The 25,683-nt window shown below is 70.4% G+C and carries 19 protein-coding genes and 1 pseudogene; 11 read left to right on the forward strand and 9 right to left on the reverse strand.

Going from position 1 to position 25,683, the window contains the following annotated elements:
* Nucleotides 1-48: 48 nt before the first annotated feature.
* Nucleotides 49-262 (forward strand): annotated as a pseudogene (locus AB0D57_RS19735) (hypothetical protein); the annotation flags it as partial.
* Nucleotides 263-280: 18 nt separating this feature from the next.
* On the opposite strand, the gene AB0D57_RS19740 reads toward AB0D57_RS19735, so the two are convergent.
* Both AB0D57_RS19740 and AB0D57_RS19745 read right to left on the reverse strand, forming a co-directional pair.
* The gene (locus tag AB0D57_RS19740; RefSeq protein ID WP_362074011.1) at nt 281-592 is read right to left on the reverse strand and encodes a hypothetical protein; all 312 of its coding nucleotides are present in this window, start codon (nt 590-592) and stop codon (nt 281-283) included.
* A gap of 670 nt (nt 593-1,262) precedes the next feature.
* A complete protein-coding gene (locus AB0D57_RS19745) occupies nt 1,263-3,086 on the reverse strand; it encodes a phosphoenolpyruvate carboxykinase (GTP) (RefSeq protein WP_362074014.1) in 1,824 nt (607 codons plus the stop codon).
* Between the two features lie 335 nt (nt 3,087-3,421).
* Between AB0D57_RS19745 and AB0D57_RS19750 the strand changes: the two genes are divergently transcribed.
* From AB0D57_RS19750 to AB0D57_RS19765, 4 genes are all read left to right on the forward strand, one after another.
* Complete coding sequence (locus tag AB0D57_RS19750) at nt 3,422-4,144, forward strand: hemolysin III family protein (protein ID WP_362074017.1); 723 nt, start codon at nt 3,422-3,424, stop codon at nt 4,142-4,144.
* A 140-nt stretch (nt 4,145-4,284) separates the two neighbouring features.
* Nucleotides 4,285-4,407, forward strand: a complete 123-nt coding sequence (locus AB0D57_RS19755; protein WP_362074020.1) for a hypothetical protein — start codon at nt 4,285-4,287, stop codon at nt 4,405-4,407.
* 5 nt (nt 4,408-4,412) lie between these two features.
* A complete protein-coding gene (locus AB0D57_RS19760) occupies nt 4,413-5,075 on the forward strand; it encodes a TetR family transcriptional regulator (protein ID WP_362074023.1) in 663 nt (220 codons plus the stop codon).
* 4 nt (nt 5,076-5,079) lie between these two features.
* Nucleotides 5,080-5,805 (forward strand): Mut7-C RNAse domain-containing protein, encoded by a 726-nt coding sequence (locus tag AB0D57_RS19765; protein WP_362074026.1) that lies wholly within the window; start codon nt 5,080-5,082, stop codon nt 5,803-5,805.
* Nucleotides 5,806-5,816: 11 nt separating this feature from the next.
* Here the strand turns inward: AB0D57_RS19765 and AB0D57_RS19770 are convergent, their stop codons facing one another.
* From AB0D57_RS19770 to AB0D57_RS19790, 5 genes are all read right to left on the reverse strand, one after another.
* Nucleotides 5,817-8,234: a galactose oxidase-like domain-containing protein gene (locus AB0D57_RS19770; protein WP_362074029.1), complete on the reverse strand. Its 2,418-nt coding sequence runs from the start codon at nt 8,232-8,234 to the stop codon at nt 5,817-5,819.
* Entirely contained in the window at nt 8,231-9,457 is a 1,227-nt protein-coding gene (locus AB0D57_RS19775; RefSeq protein ID WP_362074032.1) for a glycosyltransferase family 2 protein, read from the reverse strand. Before AB0D57_RS19775 ends, AB0D57_RS19770 begins: the two co-directional genes overlap by 4 nt.
* Nucleotides 9,454-11,115 (reverse strand): phospholipid carrier-dependent glycosyltransferase, encoded by a 1,662-nt coding sequence (locus AB0D57_RS19780; RefSeq protein WP_362074036.1) that lies wholly within the window; start codon nt 11,113-11,115, stop codon nt 9,454-9,456. The genes AB0D57_RS19775 and AB0D57_RS19780 overlap by 4 nt, the downstream gene beginning before the upstream one ends.
* A gap of 228 nt (nt 11,116-11,343) precedes the next feature.
* The gene (locus tag AB0D57_RS19785) at nt 11,344-12,597 is read right to left on the reverse strand and encodes a glycosyltransferase (RefSeq protein WP_362074039.1); all 1,254 of its coding nucleotides are present in this window, start codon (nt 12,595-12,597) and stop codon (nt 11,344-11,346) included.
* 191 nt (nt 12,598-12,788) lie between these two features.
* Complete coding sequence (locus AB0D57_RS19790) at nt 12,789-14,819, reverse strand: thioredoxin domain-containing protein (RefSeq protein ID WP_362074042.1); 2,031 nt, start codon at nt 14,817-14,819, stop codon at nt 12,789-12,791.
* A gap of 214 nt (nt 14,820-15,033) precedes the next feature.
* On the opposite strand from AB0D57_RS19790, the gene AB0D57_RS19795 reads away from it, so the two are divergent.
* Genes AB0D57_RS19795 through AB0D57_RS19810 form a run of 4 tightly spaced genes read left to right on the forward strand, consistent with a single transcriptional unit; the run spans nt 15,034 to nt 23,224 of the window.
* The gene (locus tag AB0D57_RS19795; RefSeq protein ID WP_362074045.1) at nt 15,034-18,234 is read left to right on the forward strand and encodes a tetratricopeptide repeat protein; all 3,201 of its coding nucleotides are present in this window, start codon (nt 15,034-15,036) and stop codon (nt 18,232-18,234) included.
* Nucleotides 18,235-18,276: 42 nt separating this feature from the next.
* Nucleotides 18,277-20,895: a tetratricopeptide repeat protein gene (locus AB0D57_RS19800; RefSeq protein WP_362074048.1), complete on the forward strand. Its 2,619-nt coding sequence runs from the start codon at nt 18,277-18,279 to the stop codon at nt 20,893-20,895.
* Nucleotides 20,896-20,900: 5 nt separating this feature from the next.
* Nucleotides 20,901-22,214 carry a CHAT domain-containing protein gene (locus tag AB0D57_RS19805; protein WP_362074051.1) on the forward strand — a complete coding sequence of 438 codons (1,314 nt, stop codon included), beginning with the start codon at nt 20,901-20,903 and terminating at the stop codon, nt 22,212-22,214.
* Nucleotides 22,211-23,224: a hypothetical protein gene (locus tag AB0D57_RS19810; RefSeq protein ID WP_362074054.1), complete on the forward strand. Its 1,014-nt coding sequence runs from the start codon at nt 22,211-22,213 to the stop codon at nt 23,222-23,224. The genes AB0D57_RS19805 and AB0D57_RS19810 overlap by 4 nt, the downstream gene beginning before the upstream one ends.
* Nucleotides 23,225-23,242: 18 nt before the next feature.
* On the opposite strand, the gene AB0D57_RS19815 is transcribed toward AB0D57_RS19810, so the two are convergent.
* Nucleotides 23,243-23,491, reverse strand: a complete 249-nt coding sequence (locus AB0D57_RS19815) for a hypothetical protein (protein ID WP_362074057.1) — start codon at nt 23,489-23,491, stop codon at nt 23,243-23,245.
* On the reverse strand, nt 23,484-24,344 hold the full coding sequence (gene mca, locus AB0D57_RS19820; RefSeq protein WP_362074126.1) for a mycothiol conjugate amidase Mca: 861 nt from the start codon (nt 24,342-24,344) through the stop codon (nt 23,484-23,486). The genes AB0D57_RS19815 and mca overlap by 8 nt, the downstream gene beginning before the upstream one ends.
* A 222-nt stretch (nt 24,345-24,566) precedes the next feature.
* On the opposite strand from mca, the gene AB0D57_RS19825 reads away from it, so the two are divergent.
* Both AB0D57_RS19825 and greA read left to right on the forward strand, forming a co-directional pair.
* Entirely contained in the window at nt 24,567-24,968 is a 402-nt protein-coding gene (locus AB0D57_RS19825) for a DUF4307 domain-containing protein (protein WP_362074060.1), read from the forward strand.
* Nucleotides 24,969-25,155: 187 nt separating this feature from the next.
* A complete protein-coding gene (gene greA / locus AB0D57_RS19830; protein ID WP_362074063.1) occupies nt 25,156-25,653 on the forward strand; it encodes a transcription elongation factor GreA in 498 nt (165 codons plus the stop codon).
* The last annotated feature ends 30 nt before the right edge of the window (nt 25,654-25,683 follow it).

Raw genomic sequence — 25,683 nt, forward strand, 5'->3', positions numbered from 1 at the left:
GCCCCCAGCGTGTTCTGAAACCCCCGCCCCCGCGGGGATAGTCCCGGGAACGCGCAGCGGCTGGCCATGACGGGCCGGACCACGCCCGATCCGCGGCACGCCCGCCCGCTGGACGACTCCGTCGCCCGGCTGGAGCGGGCGATCCCCACGTTGGAGGGGCGGCACCCGGACTACTGCACTCCTCACGGAGACGGAGGCGGTGCGGCAGACGGTAGCGCGGGTAGTGGCGCAGATCCGCGAGGAGCGCGGGGGCGGCCACTGAACCGCCGTCGCGCAGCCCTCAGCTGCTGCCCTGCCACCATTCGATGACGATCTGTGCCTTGCGGTCGAACTCCCGGTCCAGGAAGGACGTCGGGGCGCGCAGCATCGTGCGCCGACCGTCCGTGGTGTACACCGCGATGAGGCTGACGCCCAGGCTGCGTTGCACCTCCAGGCGGAGGATGTCCGTGCGGAGGATCGGGCGGCGCCGGTCGCCGCTGAGGACAAGGGCCTCCTCGGTGAGGCTCACGCCGTAGCCCCGGCCCGTGAGCGCGACGACCGCGCAGCTCACCGGCGTTGCCCAGAGGAATGGCGCAAGTTCGCCAGCGCTCATCGGATCGCCACTGGCGGCCAAGCCCACGTACACGAGCGCTATGGCGGTCAGGCAGCCCAGGAGGACTGGGAGAACGAGCTGACGAGCTCCCAGCTTGAACGAGATCACTTCGGTCTCCGCTCTTGTGGTCGAATACGGCGGTGTCGGTGGCGCCGTCTCAGCGCCACCGACACCTCCCCGTCGGTGAACGTCCGTCAGTGAACGTCGTTCACCGGCCGGGCTACTTCTTGCAGTACTTGTTCTTCTTGCTCACATTGCCTGGCGCTGCCCAACCGTGCACACCATGCCAACCGACGGACGCTCCGAAGGTCCAGGTGAAACAGCCACCTCGTGCGATCGCGGCTTTGACGTGGTGAACCGACCACGCGAGGTACGTCCAAGCGAGCACCACGCAGGCTGCAACGGCGGCAGGGGGTCGGTCTGCAAGAAGCGGCCCGACTCCGGGTTGTACAGACCCACGCCCATCAGAACGTCCCCGCTCACCGTCTCGCGGCACCCATGGGGTGCGGGAGACACCGCCGACCGGATTCGCCAACGGCATCACCAGAAGGCCGGGGCCCGCGCACCGTTGTGCGGGCCCCGGCCTCCCGGGATGGTGCAACCGCGTCCGGTCACGACGACGTCGCAGGTCAGGGTATGTCGGACCGGCCGCGGAGATTCATTGCGGGTGCTAGCCCAGGCGCTGCACCAGCGCCCGGTACTCGTCCCACAGCTCCTTCGGGGTGTGCTCGCCGAAGGTGTTGAGGTGCTCGGGCACGAGCGCCGCCTCCTCGCGCCACACGTCCTTGTCGACGGTGAGCAGGAAGTCGAGGTCGGACTCGGACAGGTCGAGGCCCTTGGTGTCCAGGGCCCCCTTGGCCGGCAGGATGCCGATCGGTGTCTCGACACCCTCGGCCCTGCCGTCGAGGCGGTCCACGATCCACTTCAGGACACGGCTGTTCTCGCCGAAGCCCGGCCACACGAACTTGCCCGCGTCGTTCTTGCGGAACCAGTTCACGTAGTAGATCTTCGGGAGTTTCGCCTGGTCCTTGTCCTTGGCGACGTCGACCCAGTGACCCATGTAATCGCCCATGTTGTAGCCGCAGAACGGCAGCATGGCGAACGGGTCGCGGCGCAGCTCGCCGACCTTGCCCTCGGCGGCGGCGGTCTTCTCGGAGGCGACGTTCGCGCCGAGGAAGACGCCGTGGTTCCAGTCGAAGGACTCCGTCACCAGCGGTACGGCGGTGGCGCGGCGTCCGCCGAAGAGGATCGCCGATATCGGCACGCCCTTGGGGTCCTCCCACTCCGGCGCGATGATCGGGCACTGCGCGGCGGGAACGGTGAAGCGGGCGTTGGGGTGTGCGGCGGGCGTCCCGGACTCCGGTGTCCAGTCGTTGCCCTTCCAGTCGGTCAGGTGGGCCGGAGTCTCCTCCGTCATGCCCTCCCACCAGATGTCGTTGTCGTCGGTGAGCGCGACGTTGGTGAAGACGGAGTTGCCCCACAGCGTCTTCATCGCGTTGGCGTTGGTGTGCTCACCGGTGCCGGGCGCGACGCCGAAGAAACCGGCCTCGGGGTTGATCGCGTAGAGGCGGCCGTCCTCGCCGAACCGCATCCAGGCGATGTCGTCGCCGATCGTCTCGACCGTCCAGCCGGAGACGGTGGGCTCCAGCATGGCGAGGTTGGTCTTGCCGCAGGCGCTCGGGAAGGCGGCGGCGACGTACTTCGACTCACCCTGCGGGGGCGTGAGCTTGAGGATCAGCATGTGCTCGGCGAGCCAGCCCTCGTCGCGCGCCATCACGGACGCGATACGCAGGGCGTAGCACTTCTTGCCGAGCAGCGCGTTGCCGCCGTAGCCCGAGCCGTACGACCAGATCTCGCGGGACTCCGGGAAGTGCGAGATGTACTTCGTGGAGTTGCACGGCCACGGCACGTCCGCCTCGCCCTCGGCCAGCGGCGCTCCGAGCGTGTGCACAGCACGCACGAAGAACCCGTCGGAACCGAGCTCGTCCAGGACGGGCTGTCCCATGCGCGTCATGGTGCGCATGGACACGGCGACGTAGGCGGAGTCGGTGATCTCGACGCCGATCGCGGAGAGGTCCGAGCCCAGCGGGCCCATGCAGAACGGGACGACGTACATCGTCCGGCCCTTCATCGAGCCACGGAAGACGCCTTGCTCCCCCGTGAAGATCTCCCGCATCTCCGCGGGATCCTTCCAGTGGTTCGTCGGGCCCGCGTCCTCCTCCTTCTCGGAGCAGATGAACGTCCGGTCTTCGACCCGCGCGACATCGGTCGGGTCGGAGGCGGCGTAGTAGGAGTGGGGTCGCTTGATCGGATCGAGCTTCTTGAAGGTGCCCTTCTGGACGAGCTCCTCGCTCAGCCGCTCGTATTCGGCCTCGGATCCGTCACACCAGACCACGCTGTCCGGCTGCGTCAGTTCTGCGATCTCGTTGACCCACGAGATCAGTTCCTTGTGCTGGGTGGGAACGGTGGAGGGAGCCGCGATGTCGCGCGCCACGATTGCTCCTAGATGAGGGGTTTTGTTTTTGGTGCCCCGTGGGGGCTGCGACCCGGATGCTTCGGGGCGTGAAAGCCCATGGCGCTCATCCGGTGCCGACCGCACTCATTTGATCATCCGACTGTACCGCGCATCTGTCCAGAGGGCCGCACAACTGAGCGGAGTGACCATCGCCACTCACGCGCGACTCACCTCGGGGTTTCCTTCCGCACATCGCGGGTTCACCAGGGACGCCCCTCGCGGGCCCGGACAACGCGTGAGATCATGGCCACTTCTGGCCGATGATTGCCTCGTACTGATACGTAACTTACGGTTCCGTAGGTACGATTCGGCGCATGACTGCGCCCGTCCCCGACGCGCCCACGGACTCGCCGGCCGCAGGCCGCGGTCCCGTGGCGTCCTCCCTGCCGCACGAGACGCACGAGATCAAGCCCAAGCTGCGCGGCTGGCTGCACCTGGGCATGTTTCCGGCCGTTCTCATCTCCGGCCTGGTGCTCACCGCTCTCGCGAACTCGACCCGCGGCCGCATCGCCTGCGGAATCTTCGCCCTGACGGCCTGCCTGCTGTTCGGGGTGAGCGCGCTCTACCACCGCGGCACCTGGAGCCCGCGCATGGACGGCGTGCTGCGCAGGCTCGATCACGCCAATATCTTCCTGATCATCGCGGGCAGTTACACACCGCTGACCATGCTGCTGCTGCCGGGCGCCAAGGGGCAGTGGCTCCTGTGGGGCATCTGGGCCGCGGCGGCGGCCGGTATCGCCTTCCGGGTGTTCTGGGTGGGCGCCCCGCGCTGGCTCTACACCCCCTGCTACATCGCGATGGGCTGGGCGGCCGTCTTCTTCCTGCCGGACTTCATGCGCACGGGCGGGATCGCCGTCCTCGTCCTGGTGATCGTCGGCGGACTGCTCTACAGCGCGGGCGGCGTGATCTACGGGATCAAGCGCCCCAACCCGTCACCGCGCTGGTTCGGCTTCCACGAGGTCTTCCACTCCTTCACCCTCGCGGCGTTCGTCGTGCACTACGTCGGCATCTCGCTGGTGGCCTACCAGCACGCATAACCCACCGGCGGGAGCAACCCGCCCGACCAGCCTCTTCCCAGGGCCGCGGCTTCAAGCCGCGGCCCTTTGCCATGTCTTGACGACTCATGAAAGCCCCCACCCATTGACAGTAACCATCTTTTAGAAGCTACTCTCATTTCATGGTGACTCCCACGCTCGTCGCACTGCTGGCCGCGGCGCTGCTGCCGGGGACCCCGCAGGTCGAGCCCGCGTCGAAGGAGGACACCGCCATGGCTCCGACCCCCATGAATGCCGGACAATGAACAGCATGGCCGCCACCGCACACAGCACCTCTTCCCCTCCCGAACCCCAGCTGGGGCTCCGGGAGCGGAAGAAGATGAAGACCCGGATCGCGATCCGCGACGCGACGTACCGACTGATCCAGCAGCAGGGGTACGAAGCGACGACCATCGAGCAGATCGCGGAGGCGGCCGAGGTCTCCCCGTCCACGGTGTTCCGCTACTTCCCGACCAAGGAGGACATCGTCCTCACCGACGAGTTCGACCCCCTCCTCGAGGAGGAGCTGCGGTCGCGGCCCGCGGACGAGCCGTGGTTCGACTCCCTGCGGTATGTGATGGCGAAGGCCGTCGGGATCGGGACCGCCGAGGAGCCCGAGGTGAGCCGGCTGCGGACGCGGCTGATGGTCGAGGTCCCCGCGGTGCGCTCCCGGATGATGGAGAGCATGTCGCTCACCGGCCGCCTGCTGTGCCGTGCCATCGGGGAGCGCACCGGCCGGGACCCCGACAGCCTCGAAGTGCGGGTGTTCGCGATGTCGCTGATCGGCGGGCTGCTGGAGACCTCCCTGTACTGGGCCGAGGGCGGCCACCAGGAGGATTTCGCCGAGATCGTCGGCCGCGGGGTGGACGTCCTGGAGCACGGTCTGACCGCCGCCGACCCGGAGGCAGGCGGCGCGCCCCGCATGACATCCTGACCTGGTGAACGGACCGGAGATCCACGTCGAATTCGCCGCCGACCTGGGGCTGTTCGTCCCGCACGGGCGGCGCGCGGGTGCCACCCCGGTGGGCACCGACGGTTCCTCCACGCTCGGCCATGTCGTGGAGTCGCTCGGCGTCCCGCTGACGGAGGTCGGCGCCCTGATCGTGGACGGCCGGGAGGTGCCCTTCTCGCACATCCCGGCGGCCGGCGAGTTCGTACGGGTGCTCACGGTCGAGCGTCCGCAGGACGTCCCCGGTGCCCCGCTCCGCTTCCTCCTCGACGTTCACCTCGGCACCCTCGCCCGTCGGCTGCGCCTGCTGGGCGTGGACACGGCGTACGAGTCCACGGACATCGGCGACCCGGCCCTCGCCGCCCGTTCCGCGGCCGAGCGGCGCGTCATGCTCAGCCGTGACCGCGGACTGCTGCGGCGCCGCGAGCTGTGGGCGGGCGCCTTCGTCTACAGCACCCTGCCCGACGACCAACTCCGTGACGTCCTGGGCCGGTTCGCACCCGAGCTGAAGCCCTGGACGCGCTGCACGGCGTGCAACGGCCTGCTCCGGGCCGCCACGAAGGAGCAGGTCGCGGATCAGCTGGAGGGCGGCACCGAGCGGTCGTACGACGTCTTCGCGCAGTGCGGGGAGTGTGGACGCGCCTTCTGGAAAGGCGCGCACCACGACCGCCTGGAGGCCATCGTGGGGCGCGCCCTCGCCGAGTTCGGGAGCTGACCGGACAGGCCCTAGCGGCGCTTCAGGTCCTTCGCGCCGCAGGCCACCCGGTCCTTGTTCGGATCGAGGCCCAGCGGATCGTCCTTGCCGTTGACCTTCAGCCGGCCGTAGTCATTGGTCTTCAGCCAGGCGCAGCGCGAGGCCGTCGTCTTCTTCACCTCGTCCGGGAAGACCGTCGGCACGCAGACATTGATCGAGCCGTAGTGCCGGTCGCAGCCGGCAAGGGTGGGACTGACCTTCTGCGAGGCCCTCTTCTTGCCGGGCTCCTTGACGGTTCCCTCCAGGGAGTCGGCGAAGGAGTGGACGTGCGCGGAGGCGGTGTCCGCGGCGGCGAGTGCCGACGGACCCTGGAGGTGCACCCACTTGGCGATCGAGGGGACGCCGTTCGCGTCGACCGCGAAGAGCATGTACCAGCCGGGCGGCGCCAGGTTGGGGTTGCTCGTCACGTTCAGGTCGACGTTGTTGCCGTCCACGCTCAGCGGCAGGTCCACGAACCGCTGGTTCGGGTCCGAGGAGTGCGTCACCGCGGCCGGGCGGATCAGCTCGGCCTTGGCGATGGGCCGGTCGACCGTGATGCGCTGCGTGTCGCCGTACACCCACTCGTTGTCGATCACCGAGGTGATCGTCGGACGGGTGCCCTTGAAGAGGTAGGGCGGGGTGTAGATGGACACGTCGTGGTTCCAGGTGCCGTTGCCCGGGTTGTCGCCGGTGGTCATCACCCGGCCGTCGGGCAGCAGGAACGCGGACGAGTGGTAGCCGCGTTCCTCCGGGTCGGTCGCCACCTGGTCGAAGGTCGAGGTCGCCGGGTCGAAGATCGACGTCTCGTACACCGGGTTGGCGCGGTTGTGCAGGGCGCCGCCCGTCTCCAGGACCTTGCCGTCGGGCAGCAGGACGGCGGAGACGTACATCTTGCCCTGGGCGCCGGTCTGGGCCACCTTGCCGTTGCCGAGGTCGACCGTGCCCTGCGGGATCGGCGGGCCCGCGACGTACGTCGGGTTGGCGGACTTCAGGTCGATGATGTCGGTGAGCCGGTTGGCTTCCGGGTTGGAGTCGATGTTGCCGCCGCCGATCGTCAGCACCTTCTGGTCCTGGGCCGGGGGCAGCAGCACGCTGGCGGACTGGTCGCGTTCGTCCTTGCTCTGAAGGCCCGGGATCGCCGTCGTGGTGTTGGCGTCGTAGTCGTAGATCGCCGAGCCGGTGCCGGGGGTGCCGTTGCCGAAGACATGGCTGCCCGAGTAGAAGAGCCGGCCGTCCTGCATCAGGATCATCGACGGGTACAGGCCCCAGTACGACCAGGTCTGGTTGACCTGCCACATCGGCAGCCACTGCTGCTGGGCGTCCGACCAGAGCTCGGCGGTCACCGAACCGGTGGAGTCCTCGCGCAGCCCGCCGAACGAGATGATGTCACCGTTGCCGAGCTCGGTGGCCGACGGATACCAGTGGCCGTCGTTCATGTCGTTCGTCTTGATGTACGTCTCGGTGGCCGGGTCGAAGATGTACGAGTCCTTGTATCCCTCGTAGCCGTGGGAACCGTCCGCCGCCGGGAACGCCTTGTTGCCGCTCATCACGAGCACGCGCCCGTCCTGCAGCTGCACATGCCCCGCGCAGAACATGTCCTTGGGCGTGGGGATCGTCTTGTACGTGCCGTTCACCGGGTCGTAGACCGCGCTCGTGAAGGTGCCCGCGTTGAACTGCTCCTCGCTGTTGCCGGAGCCCGCGATCAGCAGCACCTTGCCGTTGTTGAGGACGACGGAGTGCATGGAGCGCACCGGGTTCTGGGTGGGCAGCACGTCCCACTTGCCGTTGGCGCACTGTTCGGCGGTGCCGGTGCAGGTGGCGGGCGGGGGTGTGTCGGCGACCTGTTCCATCGTGTAGTCGTCGGTGGTGGCGGCGCCGGTGCCGTACACGGAGACGCCCCAGGTGATGCGGTCGGTGCCGGCCGGGACGGCGGGCGTGCGGACCGTGGCCTCGGTCCAGCTGCCCGCCATGTCGAGGGTCTTGAGGTCGGTCCAGTACTGCCAGCCCGCCGTCGTGTCGTGCCGGAACAGCGTGAGGGAGGCGTCCGGGGTGGTCGTCTTGTACCAGAGTCCGAGGTCGTACTGCTTGCCCACGGTGACCACCGGCGCGCAGGCGGTGGACTCGGTGATCAGCGCCTTGCGGTCGCCGTCGACGCGCCGGGTCAGCTCGACCTTCATGGCCTTGGTGCCGGAGTGCGCGCCGGCGACGGTGGAGAAGGTGAAGTCGTTGTCGCCCCAGCCGGACTTCTCCCAGCAGTACGGCATCCCGTCCGTGCCCGCCGTCTCGAAGCCCGGGTTGGTGACGAGGTTCGCGGCGGACGCGGGCTGCGGGGAGATGAGCAGCAGCCCGGCGGCGAGGCCCGCCACGGCCAGCAGTGACGTTCTGCGTCTTGGTCGTACCAGGTAGGTCATGCGGCTCTCCTTGCGGTGCGGCTCCCACGCGCGGCCTTTTCGCTGCGGCGCGGCAGATAGACCAGCGCTTCGGTCCCCACGAAGCGCAGGACGAAGGTCGTCACCAGGGCCAGGGCGGTGGCGGACAGCGCGCCCACCCCGAGGTGGTGGACGAAGAGCGCGATCAGCGGAATGCGCAGCACCAGATCGGCGTTGGCGAGCAGCGCGAACCGGCCCACGCGGTCCCACCGCTTGCGGTGCTTTCGGCGCTCCCGGAACAGGAGGTGCTCGATGAGCAGGAAGTTCCAGGCGACGCCGAGCTGGTTGGCGAGGATCTCCGCGGGCAGGTAGTGCATTCCGGCGGCGGTGAGCGCGTACAGGCCCAGCAGGTTCGGTACGAAGCCGGTGGCGCCGATCAGGCCGAAGACCACCATCCGTGCGAGGGGCGAGGCGGTGCGCAGCCCGACGAGGTGGCGCAGGAACCGGAAGCCCTCCTGCGCGGTCGACTTGGACTCGCCCGCGAACCGGTCCTGGAAGACGAAGGGCACCTCGGTGACCTCGCGGGGGCGGCTGCGCACGGCGAGTTCGAGCAGGATCTTGTAGCCGAGCGGCTGGAGGACCTCGGCGGTGACCGCGCTGCGGCGGATCGCGAAGAAGCCGCTCATCGGGTCGCTGATGCCGTGCAGCTTGCGCGGGAAGAGCGTCTTGGTCAGCCAGGTCGCGCCGCGCGAGACGGCGATGCGGTAGCCGCCCGCCAGGCCCTCGCGGCTGCCGCCCTTGATGTAGCGGCTGGCGACGACGAGCCCGGCGTTCGCGCGCTCGCCGGAGGCGACCAACTCCGGTACCAGGGACGGCGGGTGCTGGCAGTCGCCGTCCATGACCACGATCCATTCGGAGCTCGCCGCCTTCAGCCCCTCGACGACCGCCCCGCCGAGCCCGCCCTCGGGTCGGTCGCGGTGCAGCACGGTGACCGGGAAGGGGCAGTCCCGCGCCTCCCGGTTGATCACCTCCGGGGTGTCGTCCGTGGAGTCGTCCACGAAGACGACCTCGCAGGGCAGCCGGGCCGGTACCGACTCGGTGATCTGGTGCAGCAGCTCGCGGATGTTCGCGGACTCGTTGAAGGTCGGTACGACGATGGTGACGGCGCCCGGTTCAGCAACTGCGTTCTCGCGCTCGCTTCGCCTCCGGGGCGCTCCAGCCGGGGCGCCCAGTTCGTCGGGGACAGTGCTCTCGAAGCTGCTCATCGACTGCCTCCGGAACTCGCCGTGGTCATGGTGGTGGCGTTGATCTGCCTGATCTCGATCCGGTCCTCGCCCTTGCCGAAGGTGGCGACCGGCGTCGAGTGCTCGATGGCCGCCTTGACGTTGGGCAGGTCCACCGCGTCACGGCGCACGGTCGGGGAGGCGACGACGTAGTCGAGGTCCTTCCAGCCGCCTGGCATCGTCTTGGTCACCGCGGGGTCGAGGTCCGCCTTGTAGAACCAGATGACGCCGAGTCCGGGCCGGTAGCCGTCGTGCACGAGGTCGAGCCAGAGCGCGTCGTCGACGAGGACCCGGGTGTTGCGCGGATCGCTCACCTCGGTCTTCATCCATGCGGCGGCGGCCCGGTAGGGGGCGTTGGCGTCGGCGGTGACGGCGGTGTGGTTGCCGTCGTACCAGCGCGGGACGACATAGGCGGCGGCCGCCGCCACGAGCGCGGCCGCCGTCACCCGCCGCCCCCAGGTGACGTACGGCTTCTCGTCCGCGCCGCGTCCCCTGCGCAGCACCGCGTGGGCGACGCTCGCGGTGCCCCCGGCGAGGACCAGGGCGAGGAACGGCAGGGCCTGGATGACGTACATCGCGGGCAGGTAGCCGCTCGGGCGCAGCGCCACCAGGGCGAGGATGGCGACGGTGAGCGCGGGTCCGGCCAGCGCGCGGGCGGTCACCGACCAGCGCCAGGTGGCCAGCAGCAGCAGCGCTCCGGCCAGGCCGCCGAGGGGCAGCACGCGGTCGTAGTACAGCCAGGACTGCAGGACGCCGTACGAGCCGGTGCCCTGGTCGAGGATGAAGCCGGAGCCGGGGCGGCTCATCTGGTAGGTGATGCCGTCCCAGAGCGAGACATGGCCCGAGCCCGGGAACAACTCGCCCTTCAGCAGGGCGAAGAGGGGATACGAGAGGCCGATCAGGGCGCAGGCGGTGATGGCTCCGGTGAGCGCGAACTTGCGGGTGTCGCGGTGGCCGTGGCGCCACATGGTGACCAGGAGCGCGGGCAGGATGACAAGCATCGTCTCCTTGGTGAGCACGGCCGCCGCGGCCGCGATGCCCGCCGCGAAGTGGTGCCACAGGTGACGGCTCGGGGACGCGGCGAGGCAGAACGCGAGCAGCGTCCACATCACCGCGATGTTGTCCAGGAAGATCTCGCGCTGGAGCACCACCGACAACGGCGAGAGCCCGAAGAGCGCCATCGCGAGCCCCGCCGCCCAGCGCGGCAGCGAGAGACGGCGCGCGAGGACGTACAGCAGGATCGCGCTCACCGCGCTGACCGCCAGCATCGCGACCCGCATCGAGCCGACCGTCATCAGCGAGGGGCTGAGGTGGGCCGGGATCCAGGTCAGCGCGGCTATCTGGATCCAGCCCATGGGCGGGTGGTCGTACCAGTACGTGTAGTGGGCGAGGCCCTTGCCCTGCTGGACGGCCCAGGCCTGCGCGAGATAGGTGCCCTCGTCGTCACTGAGGGTCGGGTAGGCGGTGATGTTCCAGCCCTGCACGGCGAGTATGGCCAGGAGCAGGACACCGCACAGCACGAGGTCGGCGCGCGAGCGGCGCAGACGCTGCAGGGGACGGGAGTCGTGGACGATTTTGGGCGCGGAGGGCCGCTGCGCGGGGACCGTGGAGGTGGTCGCCGCGGGAAGGGTCGAGGTCACGCGGGAAGGTCCTCTCGGGACTTTCTGCACTTTCAGTACTTACTGGACGCTCAGCGGCAAGGCCGACCCACCGGAACGGGTCCCAGCCGGAGCACAATGGCCCTGACGGCCATATCCGCCCTCATGACCGATATCGACCCCATGGGGTCGATATCAGCCCTGACGGGCCACATCGGGTCCTGGCGGAGCCACCCCGGCCCCGCCGGATCACACCGGATCGCGCCGGCCCTAGCGGCTCACTTCGACCTCGGCGAGGTGCGCGCCGACATGGCTGGTCAACTCCCAGTCGTTGCGGCCCCTTTGCTCCCGCCACACGGCACGGACGGCCGCACCGGCGAGGAGCACCTGATAGAAGGGGCCACCGAGGACGAGCTTGACGTAGTGGACGAAGCGGACGCGCAGCCCGTACTGCTTGCCGAAGTCATGCAGTCCGACAAGCTCGAAGACGAAGGTGACCAGGGCGGTCACGGCCGGCAGGAAGGTGATGAAGGCGATACCCACGGGCACGTCGAGGAAGAGCGCGATGGCCACGTTGAGCGGGATGACCACGCCGGAGACGGCCTGCAGATACGGCGTCATGAGCGTGTAGCGGGCGAGCAGCCGCTGCCCGAAGCCCGGAAGCTGCTTCCAGTCCTTCTTCCGGTAGACCTGCAGGAAGCCCTGGTTCCACCGGGTGCGCTGCTTCATCAGTGACATCAGACTGCCGGGAGTTTCCTCCCGGGTCACCATGTCGGAGTCGTAGGCGACGACGACCTTCTTGCCGACGCTGGAGAGCCGGACCCCCAGGTCGCAGTCCTCGGCGAGGCAGTTGGGATCCCAGCCGTCGGCCTCCCGCAGCACGTCGGTCCGTACGAAGACGGTGTTGCCGCCGAGCGGGATGAACCCCTTCTGCGCGTGCAGGTGCAGCCGTGAGCGGAACCAGAAGAAGTACTCCAGGCAGTTGCGCAGGCTGTACCAGCTGGAGTTGAAGTTGATGAGCTGGACGCCGCCCTGGACGACGTCCGCACCCGTCGTGCGGAACGCATGGTCCACGTGGGCGAGCAGCTCCGGATGGACCTGGTCCTCGGCGTCGAAGACTCCGACGACGTCGCCGCGGCAGTGCGGCAGCGCCGTGTTCATGGCCTTCGGCTTGTTCTTCTTCTCGTGGCGGTCGACGACGACGCGTACGCGCGAGTCGCGCTCCGCGGCCGCCCGGGCCACCGCGGTGGTCTCCGGATCGTCGTGCCCGACGATGACGATGATCTCGAAGTCGGTGTGGCTCGACTCCAGCAGGCGCTGGATGGTGTGGTCGAGCACGGCCTGTTCATGGCGGGCCGGCAGCAGCAGCGAGAAGGCGAGCCGGTCACCGCCGTCCGGTCTGCTGAAACGGGTGGAAGCGAGCACTTCGGGCGTACGCCAGGCGTGCATCTGCCACCACAGAGTGAAGGCTGCCATCCAGAACAAGGCCAGCGAAACGGCAGCAATAAAGACAGACGTCAGCAAAAGATCCCCCCAGATCCCCAAAACCCCCTGTCGCGACGGTCAGTCACATCCGTCGCGTCACCGTGCAGATGCTATGGGTGATCTGTGAAGTGCGCACGTTGTTCTGATGAAGAGCGTGTTTCAAGACAGTCGGATTGATTACTGAATAAATCGTACACAGGTCTGGTTTAGACCGGTTGATGATCGATGTTTCAGCCGTTCAGAGCCGCGCTGAGCTGCTCCGGGTCGGCCGTCGGAGCGTCACAGGTGAAGTTACGACAAACGTACGCAGCGGGTTGCCCCTGCACCAAGGGCCGGTCGGCAAGGAGCGGCAGCTCATCACTCCCCGGAGCGCCTACGGCGACCACGGCGCCCGGCGCGGTGCCCAGCAGCGCGGTGCGGTGCAGGGCCTTCGTCGCCGGATCGCCGGCCGGACCGACGACCGCGATCTCGCGCGGCCCGTCGAGGAGCGCCTCCGCGACCGCCAGGCCCCAGCCGATGAAACGGGGAGCGCGCGGCCCGAGCGCCTTCACGACACCCAACGCCCGCTCGGCAGCGGTGCGATGGGGTTCAGCGCCGGTCTGGGCGGCATACGACAGCAGGGCTCCGGCGGCCGCGCTCCAGCCGGACGGCGTGGCGTTGTCGGTGGGGTCCTGGGGGCGGCGGATGAGCTGCTCGGCGTCGTCGGCGGTGTCGTACAGGGCGCCCGACTCGGCGTCCGCGAAGTGGATCAGGACATGGTCGAGGAGGAACCCCGCGAACTCCAGCCACACCCCCTCGCCGGTCACCGAGGCGAGCGCGAGGAACCCCTCGGCGACGTCCGCGTAGTCCTCCAACACCCCGGCGTTCGCCCCGACCCGCCCGCCCTTGCTAGTACGGGCGAGCCGCGCACGCTCGTCCAGATGCAGGCGCACGAGGAGGTCGGCGGCGCCGATCGCGGCGTCCACGAGGTCCGGGCGCTCGAAGTAGGCGCCGGTTTCAGCCAGGGCGGCGACGGCGAGGCCGTTCCAGGCGGCCACCACCTTGTCGTCGCGGCCGGGGGCCGGGCGCTCCGCGCGGGCGGCGAGCAGCCTGCGCCGGATGTCGTCGATCTTCTCGGCGTCGAACACGCCTTCGTGCTGCGGGAGTTGGAGGACGGAGGCGCCTTCCTCGAAGGTGCCTTCCTCGGTCACCCCGAAGTAGTGGGCGGCCAGTTCGGCGTCCGCGTCCCCGAGCACCTCACGCAGCTGCTCGGGCGTCCACACGTAGTACGCGCCCTCGACGTGCCGGCCGGTCCCGTCGTCGCTGTCGGCATCGAGCGCGGAGGCGAACCCGCCCTCGGCGGTGCGGAGTTCGCGGACCATGAAGTCGGCGGTCTCCAGGGCGACGCGGCGGGCGAGCTCGGAGCCGGTGGCCCGCCACAGGTGCGCGTAGACACGACACAGCAGCGCGTTGTCGTACAACATCTTCTCGAAGTGGGGCACCGTCCACTCGCGGTCGACGGAGTACCGGGCGAAGCCGCCGCCGAGCTGGTCGTAGATCCCCCCGCGCGCCATCCGCTCACAGGTGTCCTGCGCCATCTCGAGGGCGCCCTCGGAGCCGGTCCGCGCGTGACGGCGGAGCAGGAACTCGATGACCATGGACGGCGGGAACTTGGGTGCGCCGCCGAAGCCGCCCCGCGAGGCGTCGAACTCCCGGGTGAGCCCGAGCAGGGCCCCGGCCAGCTCGGGCTCACCCGGGACCTGGGCGTCCCCGTAACTCAGCTCCCGCTCGGCGAGGTCCCGCGTGATCTTCCCGGCGACCTCGGCGACCTCGTCACGCCGGCCGGTCCAGGCGGTGTGCACACCCTCCAGGACCTGCCGGAAGGAGGGCATGCCGTGACGGGGGGCCGGCGGGAAGTAGGTACCGAAGTAGAAGGGCTCGGCGTCGGGGGTGAGGAAGACCGTCATGGGCCAGCCGCCCTGGCCGGTGGCCGCCTGGACGGCCTCCATGTAGACGGCGTCGACGTCCGGGCGCTCCTCACGGTCGACCTTGACGCTGACGAAGTGCTCGTTCAGATACACGGCCGTCGCCTCGTCCTCGAAGGACTCGCCCGCCATGACGTGACACCAGTGGCAACTCGAATAGCCGACGCTCAGCAGCACCGGAACGTCCCGCCGCCGCGCCTCCGCGAAGGCCTCTTCCGACCAGGGCCACCAGTCGACGGGGTTGTCGGCATGCTGGAGCAGGTACGGGGACGTCTCATGGGCCAGTCGGTTCGGCATGTCTCCATCCTGCCCGAAGGCTCCCGGTCACGCGTGGGGCGGCCTGATCGTCGGACCGTCCTCGGTACGACGCCACCCGATCCGCCCAACCGACCCGCCCAGCGCCGCACGGGCGCCACACCCCCGCGTTTCCGTGATCGCCGCCCCCTCGCGCTCGCGCCCCGCGCGAAGGACACTTGTCGGAAAGGGAGTTGCCGCCGGAGGGGGACGTGACATGCGGGACAGCCACCGGGCGGAGGCCGAAAGGCTGTTGGCCCGGGCTGTGGAGGAAGAGGTACGGCGCTCGGGCGGGCGCACCGACGGGGCCGTGCTGCTGTCGCGGTCCCGCGCCGCGCTCGACGCCATGGGGCAGGCCGCCGCCGAGGAGTACGGGGCGTACACCCATGCCCTCGACGAGGCGGAGGCCGGCCGGCTGACCTTCGGGCAGCGCTACGCCCGGGAGGGCGCCGGAACCCCCTTGCTGGTGGCGGTCGTCGCGGCGGTCGCGGCCTGCGTGGCCGACCTGGCGCTCGGCACGGGCGCGGGGACGGCGATCGGCGCGGGGGCGACGGTCGCGGTGGTGGGTGCGGCGGCCACCGTGGTCAAGGTGACGGCCTCGCATCTGCCGGCCGCGAGCAGGCGAGCCGGAGCCCTGGGCCGGCCGGGAGGCGCCGAGCAGCTGCGACTGCAGTGGCTGACGGCCCTGGAGGTACGCGGCATCCGGCCGTTCCTCGACCAGCAGCGCGTCCTCAGCGCCACCACGGGCGCCAAGCAGGGTGCGCCCCAGCTGCGCCGCACCGACAAGAGCGCGGCGGCCAGGCGGCGCAGCGTCCTGGAGCAGTCGTTCGGCCAACTCCCCGAGCCGGAAGGCCCGTTCGCGGGCCGTCGGACCGAGCTGTCGCGGATCGCGCAGTGGGTGCACGCGGCGCGGGCGAGCACGGAGACGAAGCCGACGGTGGTGGTGCTGCACGGCGCGCCCGGCTCCGGCCGCAGCACCCTCGCCGTCCGGGCGGCACACAGCCTGCGGGACCAGTTCCGCGGCGCGTGCGTGGTGGATCTGCGCGGCGACAGCGCTCAGGAGCCGCCGCTGACCACCCGCGACGCGCTGCTGCACCTCCTGAACCGGCTCGGCGCGCCGCGCGAACAGCTCCTCTTCCGTGAGCGTTCCTCACAGGACCAGCAGGTCAGAAGGCTCAGCGAGCTGTACCACCAGCATCTGACCGGCCTGCCGGTGACGATCGTGCTCGACGACGCGTCCGACGCCGGGCAGGTGCGCACCCTGGTCCCCGAGCGCTCGGAGAGCCTGGTCCTGGTCACCGCCCGCAAACCGCTCGACCTGCCCGCCGACCTCCCCGCCTGGGTGCACCAGCTGCCCGTCGAGGCGCTGGACGCGGCGGGTGCCGAGGAACTGCTGAAGGCGGTCGCACAGGACTCGTCGGGCCCCTACGACGCGGACTCCTCCGAGCACGTAAGGGAGTTGTGCGGAAGCCTGCCGCTGGCCCTGCGCGTCGCGGGCTCCTCGTTGGGCCCGCGCACACCCCGCCAACTGGCCTCCGACCTCGGGGCGTACGGCCCCGTGGAGCCCGTCGAGCGGGTGCTGTGGCTGCGCTACACCGACCAGACGGACCCGGCCAGGCGGCTGCTGCGGCGCCTGGCCCTGGCCGGCCGCTCCTCACTGGGCGCCGCGGCGGCGGCCTCCCTGCTGGCGACGGACGAGCAGGAGGCCACCCGCCACCTGACCGCGCTCGCCCGGGCGGGCCTGATCGACCACGTCCGCGGCAGCCGCTACCGCCTGCACGACGTCGTCCGGGCCTTCGCGCAAGCGCGGCTGCTGGACGAGGAGGAACCGTCCGAGCGGACGGCGGCGCAGGAACGCCTGATCGTGAACTACGCCGAGCTGGCCGACTCGGTGATCCGACTGGTCGACGGCAAGACGTCCACACGCGCGGATCAGTTTGGTCCGCACGGATTCACCTCCCTCGACGCGGCCCTGCGCTGGCTGGACGACGAGTCGAGCTTCATCACGGCGACCCTGCGCCACGCGGAAGGCGTCGACCAGGCAGCCGTACTGCACCTGCTCGGCGCCCTGTGCGACTACTGCCTGCTGCGCGGCGACCTCTACCGCCTGGGCGAGATCAGCGAGTTGACGCAGGCCGTCGACCAGGGACTCCTGGTGCGCTCGGTCCAATGGCGCACCGGCATCGCGGCCCGCCAGCTCGGCGAGCTGGACAAGGCCCGTACGACCCTGTCCTCCGTGGTGGACCTCTACTTCGAGGCACACCACGACGCGGGCGCGGCCCGGGCCCTGTGCTCCCTCGGCATCACCCTGCACCACCAGGGCAACCTCACCGAGGCGGCGGCCAAGCTCCAGGAGGCCATGGACCTCCAGGCCGCCCCGGAACTGGCCGCGGACCGCGCCTGGACGATGCACGCGCTCGCCGCGGTGGAGCGCGACCGGGCCCACCTCGCCACCGCCCTCGACCTGCTCACCCGCGCCCTCGACCTGCACCGCGAGAGCGAGTCCGTGCACGGCGAGGCGTGGGCCCACTTCCAGCTCGGCCAGCTGGGCCTGCGCAGGGGCGACGTACCGAGCGCGGAGCGGGAGCTGCGCGCGGCCCTCGACCTGTACGGCCGCACCCGCGACGCCCGCGGCGAGGCCTGGGCGCTGACCCAGCTGGCCCGCGCCCGCCTCGTCGACGGCGACCCGACCGGCGCGATCGCGGGCCTGCGCCAGGCGATCTCCCGGCACCGGGAGAACGAGGACGCGCGCGGCGAGGCCTGGACGGTGTACTACCTGGGCCAGGCCCTGGAGGAGACCGGCAACCTGGACCAGGCGGTGCGTGAACTGGAGCGTTCCCGCACGATGTTCTCCCGGATGCGGGACGTGTACGGGCTCGCCTGCGCGCGTCACCACTCGGCCCGCGTGACCCGCGACCAGCGCGCCGCGCAGACCGGCTCGCTGCGCAACTCGGGCTTCGCCCGCCAGCTCCTGGTGGACGCGCGGGCCGACTTCCAGCGCATCGGCGTGGCCCACGGCGAGGCGTGGACCTGCCTGGAGCTGGCCGTGGTGGACGCCGGCAACGCCCGTACGCAACAGGCCCTCGCCCTGTGCGACGAGGCGGTGGACCTCTTCACCTCGTACGGCGACCGGCGCGGCGAGGACTGGGCCAGGCTCCTGCGGTGCACCCTCCTGCCGTACGCCTCCCCGGGCGGGCTCGAGGTGGGCAGCGCCGTGGCCCAGGAGGAACTGGGCGGGCTCTCCCGCACCGGCCATCCGTCCCGCGACACCAAGCTCGACGACTACGTGGAGGCGTATCAGCTCTTGCTGGAACGGGGGGTCGACCTGGACGCGGGATGGCAGGCTTGGCGATTGGGGATGGTGCCCGATCGACACGCTCGGGAAGTCATGGGGGTGGCGGTGGCCACGCCGCGATAGGGCGTACGGGGACGAGCGGGAGGCGGGGATTCGGTGCCGTTGGTGGGGCGTGGGCGCGAACTGGCGGCTGCACGGCGGGACCTGGCGGCCGGTTGGCCGCTACTGGTGACCGGCGATCCCGGCATGGGCAAGTCGGCGTTTCTCGACGAACTGGCGCGGGAGCTGGCGGCGGAGCGTGAGCTTCCGGTGTGCCGGGTGCGGGTGACGGACTTCGCCGAGGGCCAGTCGTCCACGATCACGCCGCTGCGGCTGCTGGACGTGCGCGGCGAGGTGTGTGCCGATGCTCTCGCCAGGCTGATCGGAGAGCCTCCGAACCAGCTGCGTGACGCGGTCGTCCGCACCTGCCGTGCGGTTTTCCTCGTAGACCCAGCGGTCGTGGTCGTGGACGGGGTGCCCACCGGCGCGGCAACCCACTCCCTTCTCACCGCTCTCTCCGAAACCCGGTCGCCGCTGCTGATGAGCCCGGCGGGCCCTGGCCTGCCGTTCGACAAGCGGCTGGCGGTCTGTCATCTGGGCCCGTTGTCCCGTGCCGACAGACAGGAGCTGATCCGGGAGACGCTCGCGGGCCCCAGCCCACGGCAGACGCTCGAGGCGATCGAACGGTTCGCGGGCGGCTCACCGCTGCTGGCCCGGCTCGCGGGCGCGCTGCCGGCCGCCGGTTCGCAGCACGGGCCCCCGAGGTTGCGGGTCCCGACAGGGCTGAGCGACGAGGCCGGAGAGCTTCTCGACGACCTGGCCGCACTCGGCATCGAGGAACTGCCCGCCGAGTTGGCCCCCCTTTTGGGATCCGCCACGGCCCTGCGAGAACTGCGCCGATTCGAACTGCTGCACCCCACCGGCGAAGGAGATCTGCGGCTCCATCCACTGGTCCGTTCGCTCGTCGTACGGGACTGGAGCAGCGCCAAGTTGCAAGCGAGGCAAACCGCGGTCACCCGGGCACTCTTCGACGCCGCGCACGAGCACCCGGGCGCGTTCGGTGATCACCCGGCGGCCTTCGTCGACCTGGTCAGCCGCAGCGACACGGTCGGTGAGTTCGTCGGACCGCTGGCGGACCAGCTGGCGCAACGCGGTCGGCTCGCCGAGCTGCTGGTACTGCGGCAGGTCCGCTGGGCCAGGACGGGTGAGGTGACCCTGGACGCACCTCTGGCCGTCGCCGCCCGCGAGACCGGCAACCCGGAGCTCGCCGCCGAACTCCTCACCGCCCACGTGGCGGACACCACCGCCACCCACGCGGCCGACACCACAGTCATCCTCGAACTGGCCGTCACCGCCCACCACATGGGCCGCCTCACGGACGCCGAGGGCCACCTCGCCACCCTCCCCTCCGGCCGCGGCGCCGACGGCTGGGCCCTGCTCACCCGGGCCGCCGTGCACTGCGACCGGGGTGACCTGCGCGCGCCCGGACCACTGCTCAGGCGCGCTGTCGAGGCTCACCAGGTCGCGGGCGACCGGCGCGGCGAGGCGTGGACGATGTTCCAGTACGGGCGGCTGTGTCTGCTGCGCGGCCAGGCAGAGGACGCGGAGAAGTTGCTGTACGCCGCGCAGGAGGCGTTCCACGCGATCGGTGACGTACGGGGGGTGGCCTGGGCGGCGACCGAACTCGGCCGGGTTTCCTTCCCGTTGGGTACGCCGGACCCCGAAGCCCTCGCCATGGCCCGCCGGCTGCACGAGCACGAGGGCGACCGGCGGGGCGCCGCCTGGGCGCACCTGTGGTGGATCCTGGCGGCGGACCAGCCCGGCTTCCCTTGGCACAACGAGTTCTCCGCCGTCGCACACCGCTTCCGCACCGTGTCCGACCGAGTCGGCCTCGCCTGGGCGCTGCACCACCACGGGCTGGCGTTGGCCCGCGCGGGCGGGCCGGACGAGGAGAAGCGGCGCGCGGCGGACCGGCTGCTCGAGAAGTCCCTGTCCCTCTTCGAAACCGCGGGCTGCCCCCACGGCATGGCCTGGACCATGCTGGAGCACGCGCTGCGCGCCCCCGCCCGCCGGTTCCTGGACGCCGACTGGTCGGCGGAGATCCGCCATATGTTCCGCCTCGTCGGCGACGAGGCGGGCGAGGCATGGGTGGACCTGGCCGAATCGGCACCGGACACCGCGCCACCGTACGAACTGGTCCGCCGGTACCCCGCCGCCGTGCTGGACGCGGTCGAGTGGACCGAGGACGGCGATCTGCGGATCCCCCGCGCCGCCCGCCACACCCAGCCAGAACCCCGCCCCGACAGCCACGACCCCGCTGGCCGCGGCCCCGCTGGCCGCGGCCCCGACGACCGCGGCCCGGACGCCACCCACGCCCATGTCCGCCTGACGCTCCTCGACGACGCCCCCGCCCAGGACGAGTCCGCCCGCATCGCCCTCCAGGTCGTCCCGGGCGCCCGGCACCGCTGGTCCACCGCCCCGCTCCCCGCGCTCCGCGCCCGCGCGACCCCCCTCACGCACGCCGAGGTCGAACCCCCGCACGCCGTCACCGTGACCGTGCGTGGTGAGGGCGCGGAGTTCCGTTTCACCCCGCACCGCCCCGGCCACCACCGCCTGCGCTTCACCATCGAGGACCCGGTCACCGGCGCCGTCCTCCAGCAGGTCGAGACGGAGATCGACGTGATCCCCTCCTCCCCGGGGCCCCGTGCGGCGGCGCCCCGTCCCGAACCCGCACGGAGGGCCTGATCCCCATGGCCCGCGAACTTCCCACCCAGGTCGTCCAGGACCCCAGCGCCGGCTTCACCCGCAGACCGGCGCCCTCGGTCCGCCACCCGGACCTGGTCCTCGCCCTCGACGCGTACGCCGACGACCACATCAGGGCCCGGATGTACGGCCCGGCCACTCCCCCGTCCCCGACCGAGCACGCACTGAGGCTGAACGTGAAGCCCGCCGCCGTGACCGCAGCCTCGGCGCAGCTGCGCGCCCTGTGGAAGCGGGAACTGGTCGACTTCCAGCCCGTCGACGAGCGCGGGATCCCGGTCGGGGGCCGCCCCCACTTCCCGTACGCCACCTGCCCGGATCTCACCGCCGAGCCCGAGGAGGAACTGCGCGAGATCCTCGACGAACTCGCGCGACAGGGCGCCTATCTGCTGTACGGGGAACTGCTGGGCGACGGCGGCCGGGCCACCCGGCGCTTCCGCGACATCCTGACCGGCGCGCTGAGCGGCGAACGACCGCTGCGGATCCGGGTCGACTCCAACCTGTTCCTGCCCTGGCCGATGCTCTGTCTGCCCGAGGACACGGCCACCGGCCCCGACAGCCACGTCTTCCACCGCTTCCTCGGCTACCGGCACCAGATCGAACAGACCGGCAGCTGCTACCCCGTCTTCCCCGAAGCCGAAGCCGAGGTCGAAGCCGAAGGTGCAGAGGGCACCTGTCCGCCGCCCTCCCCACCGGTCGTGAGCCTGAACCACGACAAAGGCATCGACCCAGAGGGTGTCACCCGCGCCGCCGAGGTCGAGGCCGCCCTCGCCGCGGACACCCTGTGCGTCGAACGCACCCGGCGCGAGGAACTGCTGCGCGCGCTCGGTTCGGGCGGGCTCGACGAGCAGCTGATGTACTTCTGGTGCCACGGGCACTTCAGACGCACCGCGGACGACAACTCGCCCTTGTTCGTGGTGCAGTTGAGCGACCACAAGGACATCGACGCCCGCGCGGTGCTGTCCCGGCGGACCACCGGAGGTCCGCTGCTGCGGCAGCGCCCGCTGGTGCTCCTCAACGCCTGCTACGCCGGTCTGCCCGGCACCGCCGAGCTGGTGCACCTGGGCGGCGCCCTCATCGAGGCGGGTGCGGGCGGGGTGCTGGGGCCGCAGATCGAGATGCCGCAGATGTTCGCCGCCGAGTACGCGTACGCGTACGTCACCCGCTATCTCGGCGGCCGGGAGACCGCCGGAGAGATAGCCCACGGGCTGGCCCGGCACTTCGCCGACACCTGGAACAACCCGCTCGGCTTCGCCTACACCCTGCACTGCGGCATGGACAACAGACTGGAGCGCACCGGATGAGTGGCAGGGGTGCGGCGGCCGAGGTGCGCGCCTTCGACCTCGACGAGTCCGGCTGGCCACTGGGACCCACCCGCTCGGGCCCGCGCCCCGTGCCCGCCGCGCGGCTCGACGCGTACTTCGCCGAGCGGCTCACCCCGCCGCCGTGGGCCACCGACATCGTCGTGTACGTCCATGGCTGGCAGACCTCACGGGACTCGGCGCTGGACGCCGTGGGCGACCTGCTGGGGCTGGTCCGCGAACAGTTCGAAGAGCGCCGCGAGATCTATCCCCGGCTCGACGGCGCGGGGCGGCCGTTCGTCCCCTGGCCCGTGCTGGTGCGCTGGCCGTCGCGCTCCCTGCCCTCGCTCGGCGGCTACCGGCGGATCCGGGACCGCGCGCACGCCATGTCCACCGACGGGCACGCCGCACGCGTCGTGGGACAGCTGCTCGGCTATCTGGACGGCCATCGGGCCGACCCGGCGGCCGCTCCCGTCCTGGCGAACCGCGGCGGCCAGTACCTGCACCTGGTGGGGCACTCGTTCGGCTGCCGGTTCCTGTGCGAGGCGGTGCAGTGGGCGGCGCGGCGTCGGGACGCGGGCACCCTCGGCTGGTCCACACCCGAGCCGCCGGGCCGGCCCTTCACCGTCGACTCGATGCTGCTGTTGCAGATGGCAGGGCCGCGCGACGCGTTCGCGTCGACGTTCACCGCCCTCGCCGAGGCCCCGCTGCGCGGCCCCGTCGTGGCGACGTACTCGCAGCACGACCGGGCCACCGGCTTCTGGCATCTGCGCGCCGAGAAGCGGGCGGGCATCGGGTACGCGGGCATCGGCACCGCGCCCGCACCCGTCTCCGCCATCAGGATGCGGCCCGTCGAGGAGCCGTATCCGCACGACGTCCTCGACCACCGCTTCGTCAGCGTCGACGCGAGCGAGGTATTCGTACGGGGGAACGGCCCGGCGGGTGCGCACTCCGACCACCTGCGGCCGGAGTCCGCACACCTGCTGCTGTCACTGGCGGACCACTCGCGGTGAGCGTCGACGTGAAGGGACTCAGCCCTTCGCCGGCGACGCCTTCCCACCCGGGGTGACGTCGGAGGCCGCCGCGCCCTTCTCCGGATCCTCCTCGAAGGCCACCTTGCCCATATGCCGATTCATCGACTTCATCAGCCCCCATACCGCCAGGGCCAGCGCCGCGAAGACGATGAAGCCGAGGACTCCGGGGGTGACCTTGTTCTCGTCGACCTCCTTGGCGAGAGGGACGAGGTGCGTCAGTGCCAGGCTTGCGCTCATGTCAGGCATTGTCGCGGATGCCCGCGAAGAGGTCGTCCTCGGGGAGGGAGGTATCGACGAGGGACTTGGCGAGCTCGTACTCCTCCGTGGGCCAGACCTCCTTCTGGAGCTCCATGGGGACCTTGAACCAGCCGCCGTCGGGGTCGATCTGCGTGGCGTGCGCGATCAGCGCCTTGTCACGGATCTCATAGAAGTCGGCGCACGGGACGTGGGTGGTCAGGGTGCGCTCGACGCGCTCGAACTCGCTCCACCGCTTCAGCCATTCCCCGTACGGCGACTCCAGGCCACGGTCCAGCATCGCCTGGTGCAGCGCCTCGGTGCGCGGGCGGTTGAAGCCCTGGTTGTAGTACAGCTTCTGCGGCTGGTACGCCGGGCCGTACTCGGACTCCGGGTACTTCTCGGTGTCCGTCGCCCCCTCGAACGCCACCATCGAGATCTTGTGGGTCATGATGTGGTCGGGGTGCGGATAACCGCCGTTCTCGTCGTACGTCGTGATCACCTGCGGACGGAACGAGCGGATCTGCCTGACCAGCTCCCCGGCCGCCTTGTCCACGTCCTCCAGGGCGAAGCAGCCCTCGGGCAGCGGCGGCAGCGGGTCGCCCTCGGGCAGGCCCGAGTCGACGAAGCCGAGCCACTCCTGCTTGACGCCGAGGATCTCGCGGGCCTCGTCCATCTCCTTCTTGCGTACCTCGTGGATGTTCTCCTCGATGTACTTGTCGCCCTGAAGCTTCGGGTTGAGGATGGAGCCGCGCTCCCCGCCCGTGCAGGTCACGACCAGCACGTCCACCCCCTCGGACACGTACTTCGCCATGGTGGCCGCGCCCTTGCTCGACTCGTCGTCGGGGTGGGCGTGTACGGCCATCAGTCGCAGCTGGTCAGTCAAGACTCAATCCTCGGTAAGTCGGCCACTCGGCGACGTCGGCCGGTCGGCAAGTCAGCAAGTCGGCGCCCGGCGTGAATCGGCGCCATGGGCGGCTTCTATAGTGACGGAATCGCGGGGCGAATAATTCCGGGGCCCGGTTCCCGGGGCCCCTATCCAGGACCTTGGCGAGATCTCGGTCCCGGCCCTGCCGAGAGGACGATCATGAGTACGGCGAGCACGCAGCTGCCCGAGGGCCGCTACGGCCGCTCCGCGGACGAGCGGGCCGACCGGAAGCTCAAGGTCATCGGCAGTGTGCTGGGCGTCGCCCTGCTCGCCCTGTTCGGCTACTTCGCGTACTACTACGTCGCCGCCAGCAAGATCAGCGCCGAGGTGATCGCCTTCAAGGCGGCCTCGGACAGCGCGGTCGAGGTGCACCTGGAGGTACGCAAGGACGCGGACGCCCGGGGCTACTGCACGCTGCGCTCGCAGGGCGAGGACGGCACCGAGGTGGGCCGCGCGGACTTCCGCTTCGAGCAGGACTCCTCCCGTATCGACAAGGTCGTCACGCTCCGTACGACGTCGCGTGGCACCACGGCCGAGCTGCTCGGCTGCCACGCCGAGTGACGTCGCCTTGACAACCACTGTCTGTCATGGGCAACCAGGCACTGACCTGCGTTGACGTAATTCTGATGCCTTATGTCCTCCCCCTTCAGCCGCTGAATTGTTAGGCTCGTGGTTTCGCCCACCCGTGAAGGAACATTCTTCTGGGTAGGGCGATGCTTTGTATTCCCAGTACCTACGAGGAGCACCTGTGACCCAGACCAGTGAGAACGTCACCTGGCTGACCCAGGAGGCGTACAACCAGCTCAGGGCCGAGCTGGAGTACCTGTCTGGTCCCGCGCGCACGGAGATCGCCGCCAAGATCGCGGCCGCGCGCGAGGAGGGCGACCTGCGCGAGAACGGCGGGTACCACGCAGCCAAGGAAGAGCAGGGCAAGCAGGAGCTCCGTGTGCGCCAGCTGACCCAGCTCCTGGAGAGCGCCAAGGTGGGCGAAGCTCCCGCGGCGGACGGCGCGGTCGCCCCCGGCATGGTCGTCACCATCGCCTTCGACGGCGATGAGGACGACACGCTGGACTTCCTGCTCGCCTCGCGCGAGTACGCGAGCGCCGACATCGAGACGTACTCGCCGCAGTCCCCCCTGGGCTCCGGCGTGAACGGCAAGAAGGTCGGCGAGGACGCCCAGTACGAGCTGCCCAACGGCAAGCTCGCCTCGGTGAAGATCCTCAAGGCCGAGCCCTACCAGGGCTGAGCCCGGGACCAGCGACTACGAGGGTGCCCC

It is taken from the genome of Streptomyces sp. NPDC048275 (genome assembly GCF_040652275.1).
Lineage (GTDB): Bacteria > Actinomycetota > Actinomycetes > Streptomycetales > Streptomycetaceae > Streptomyces.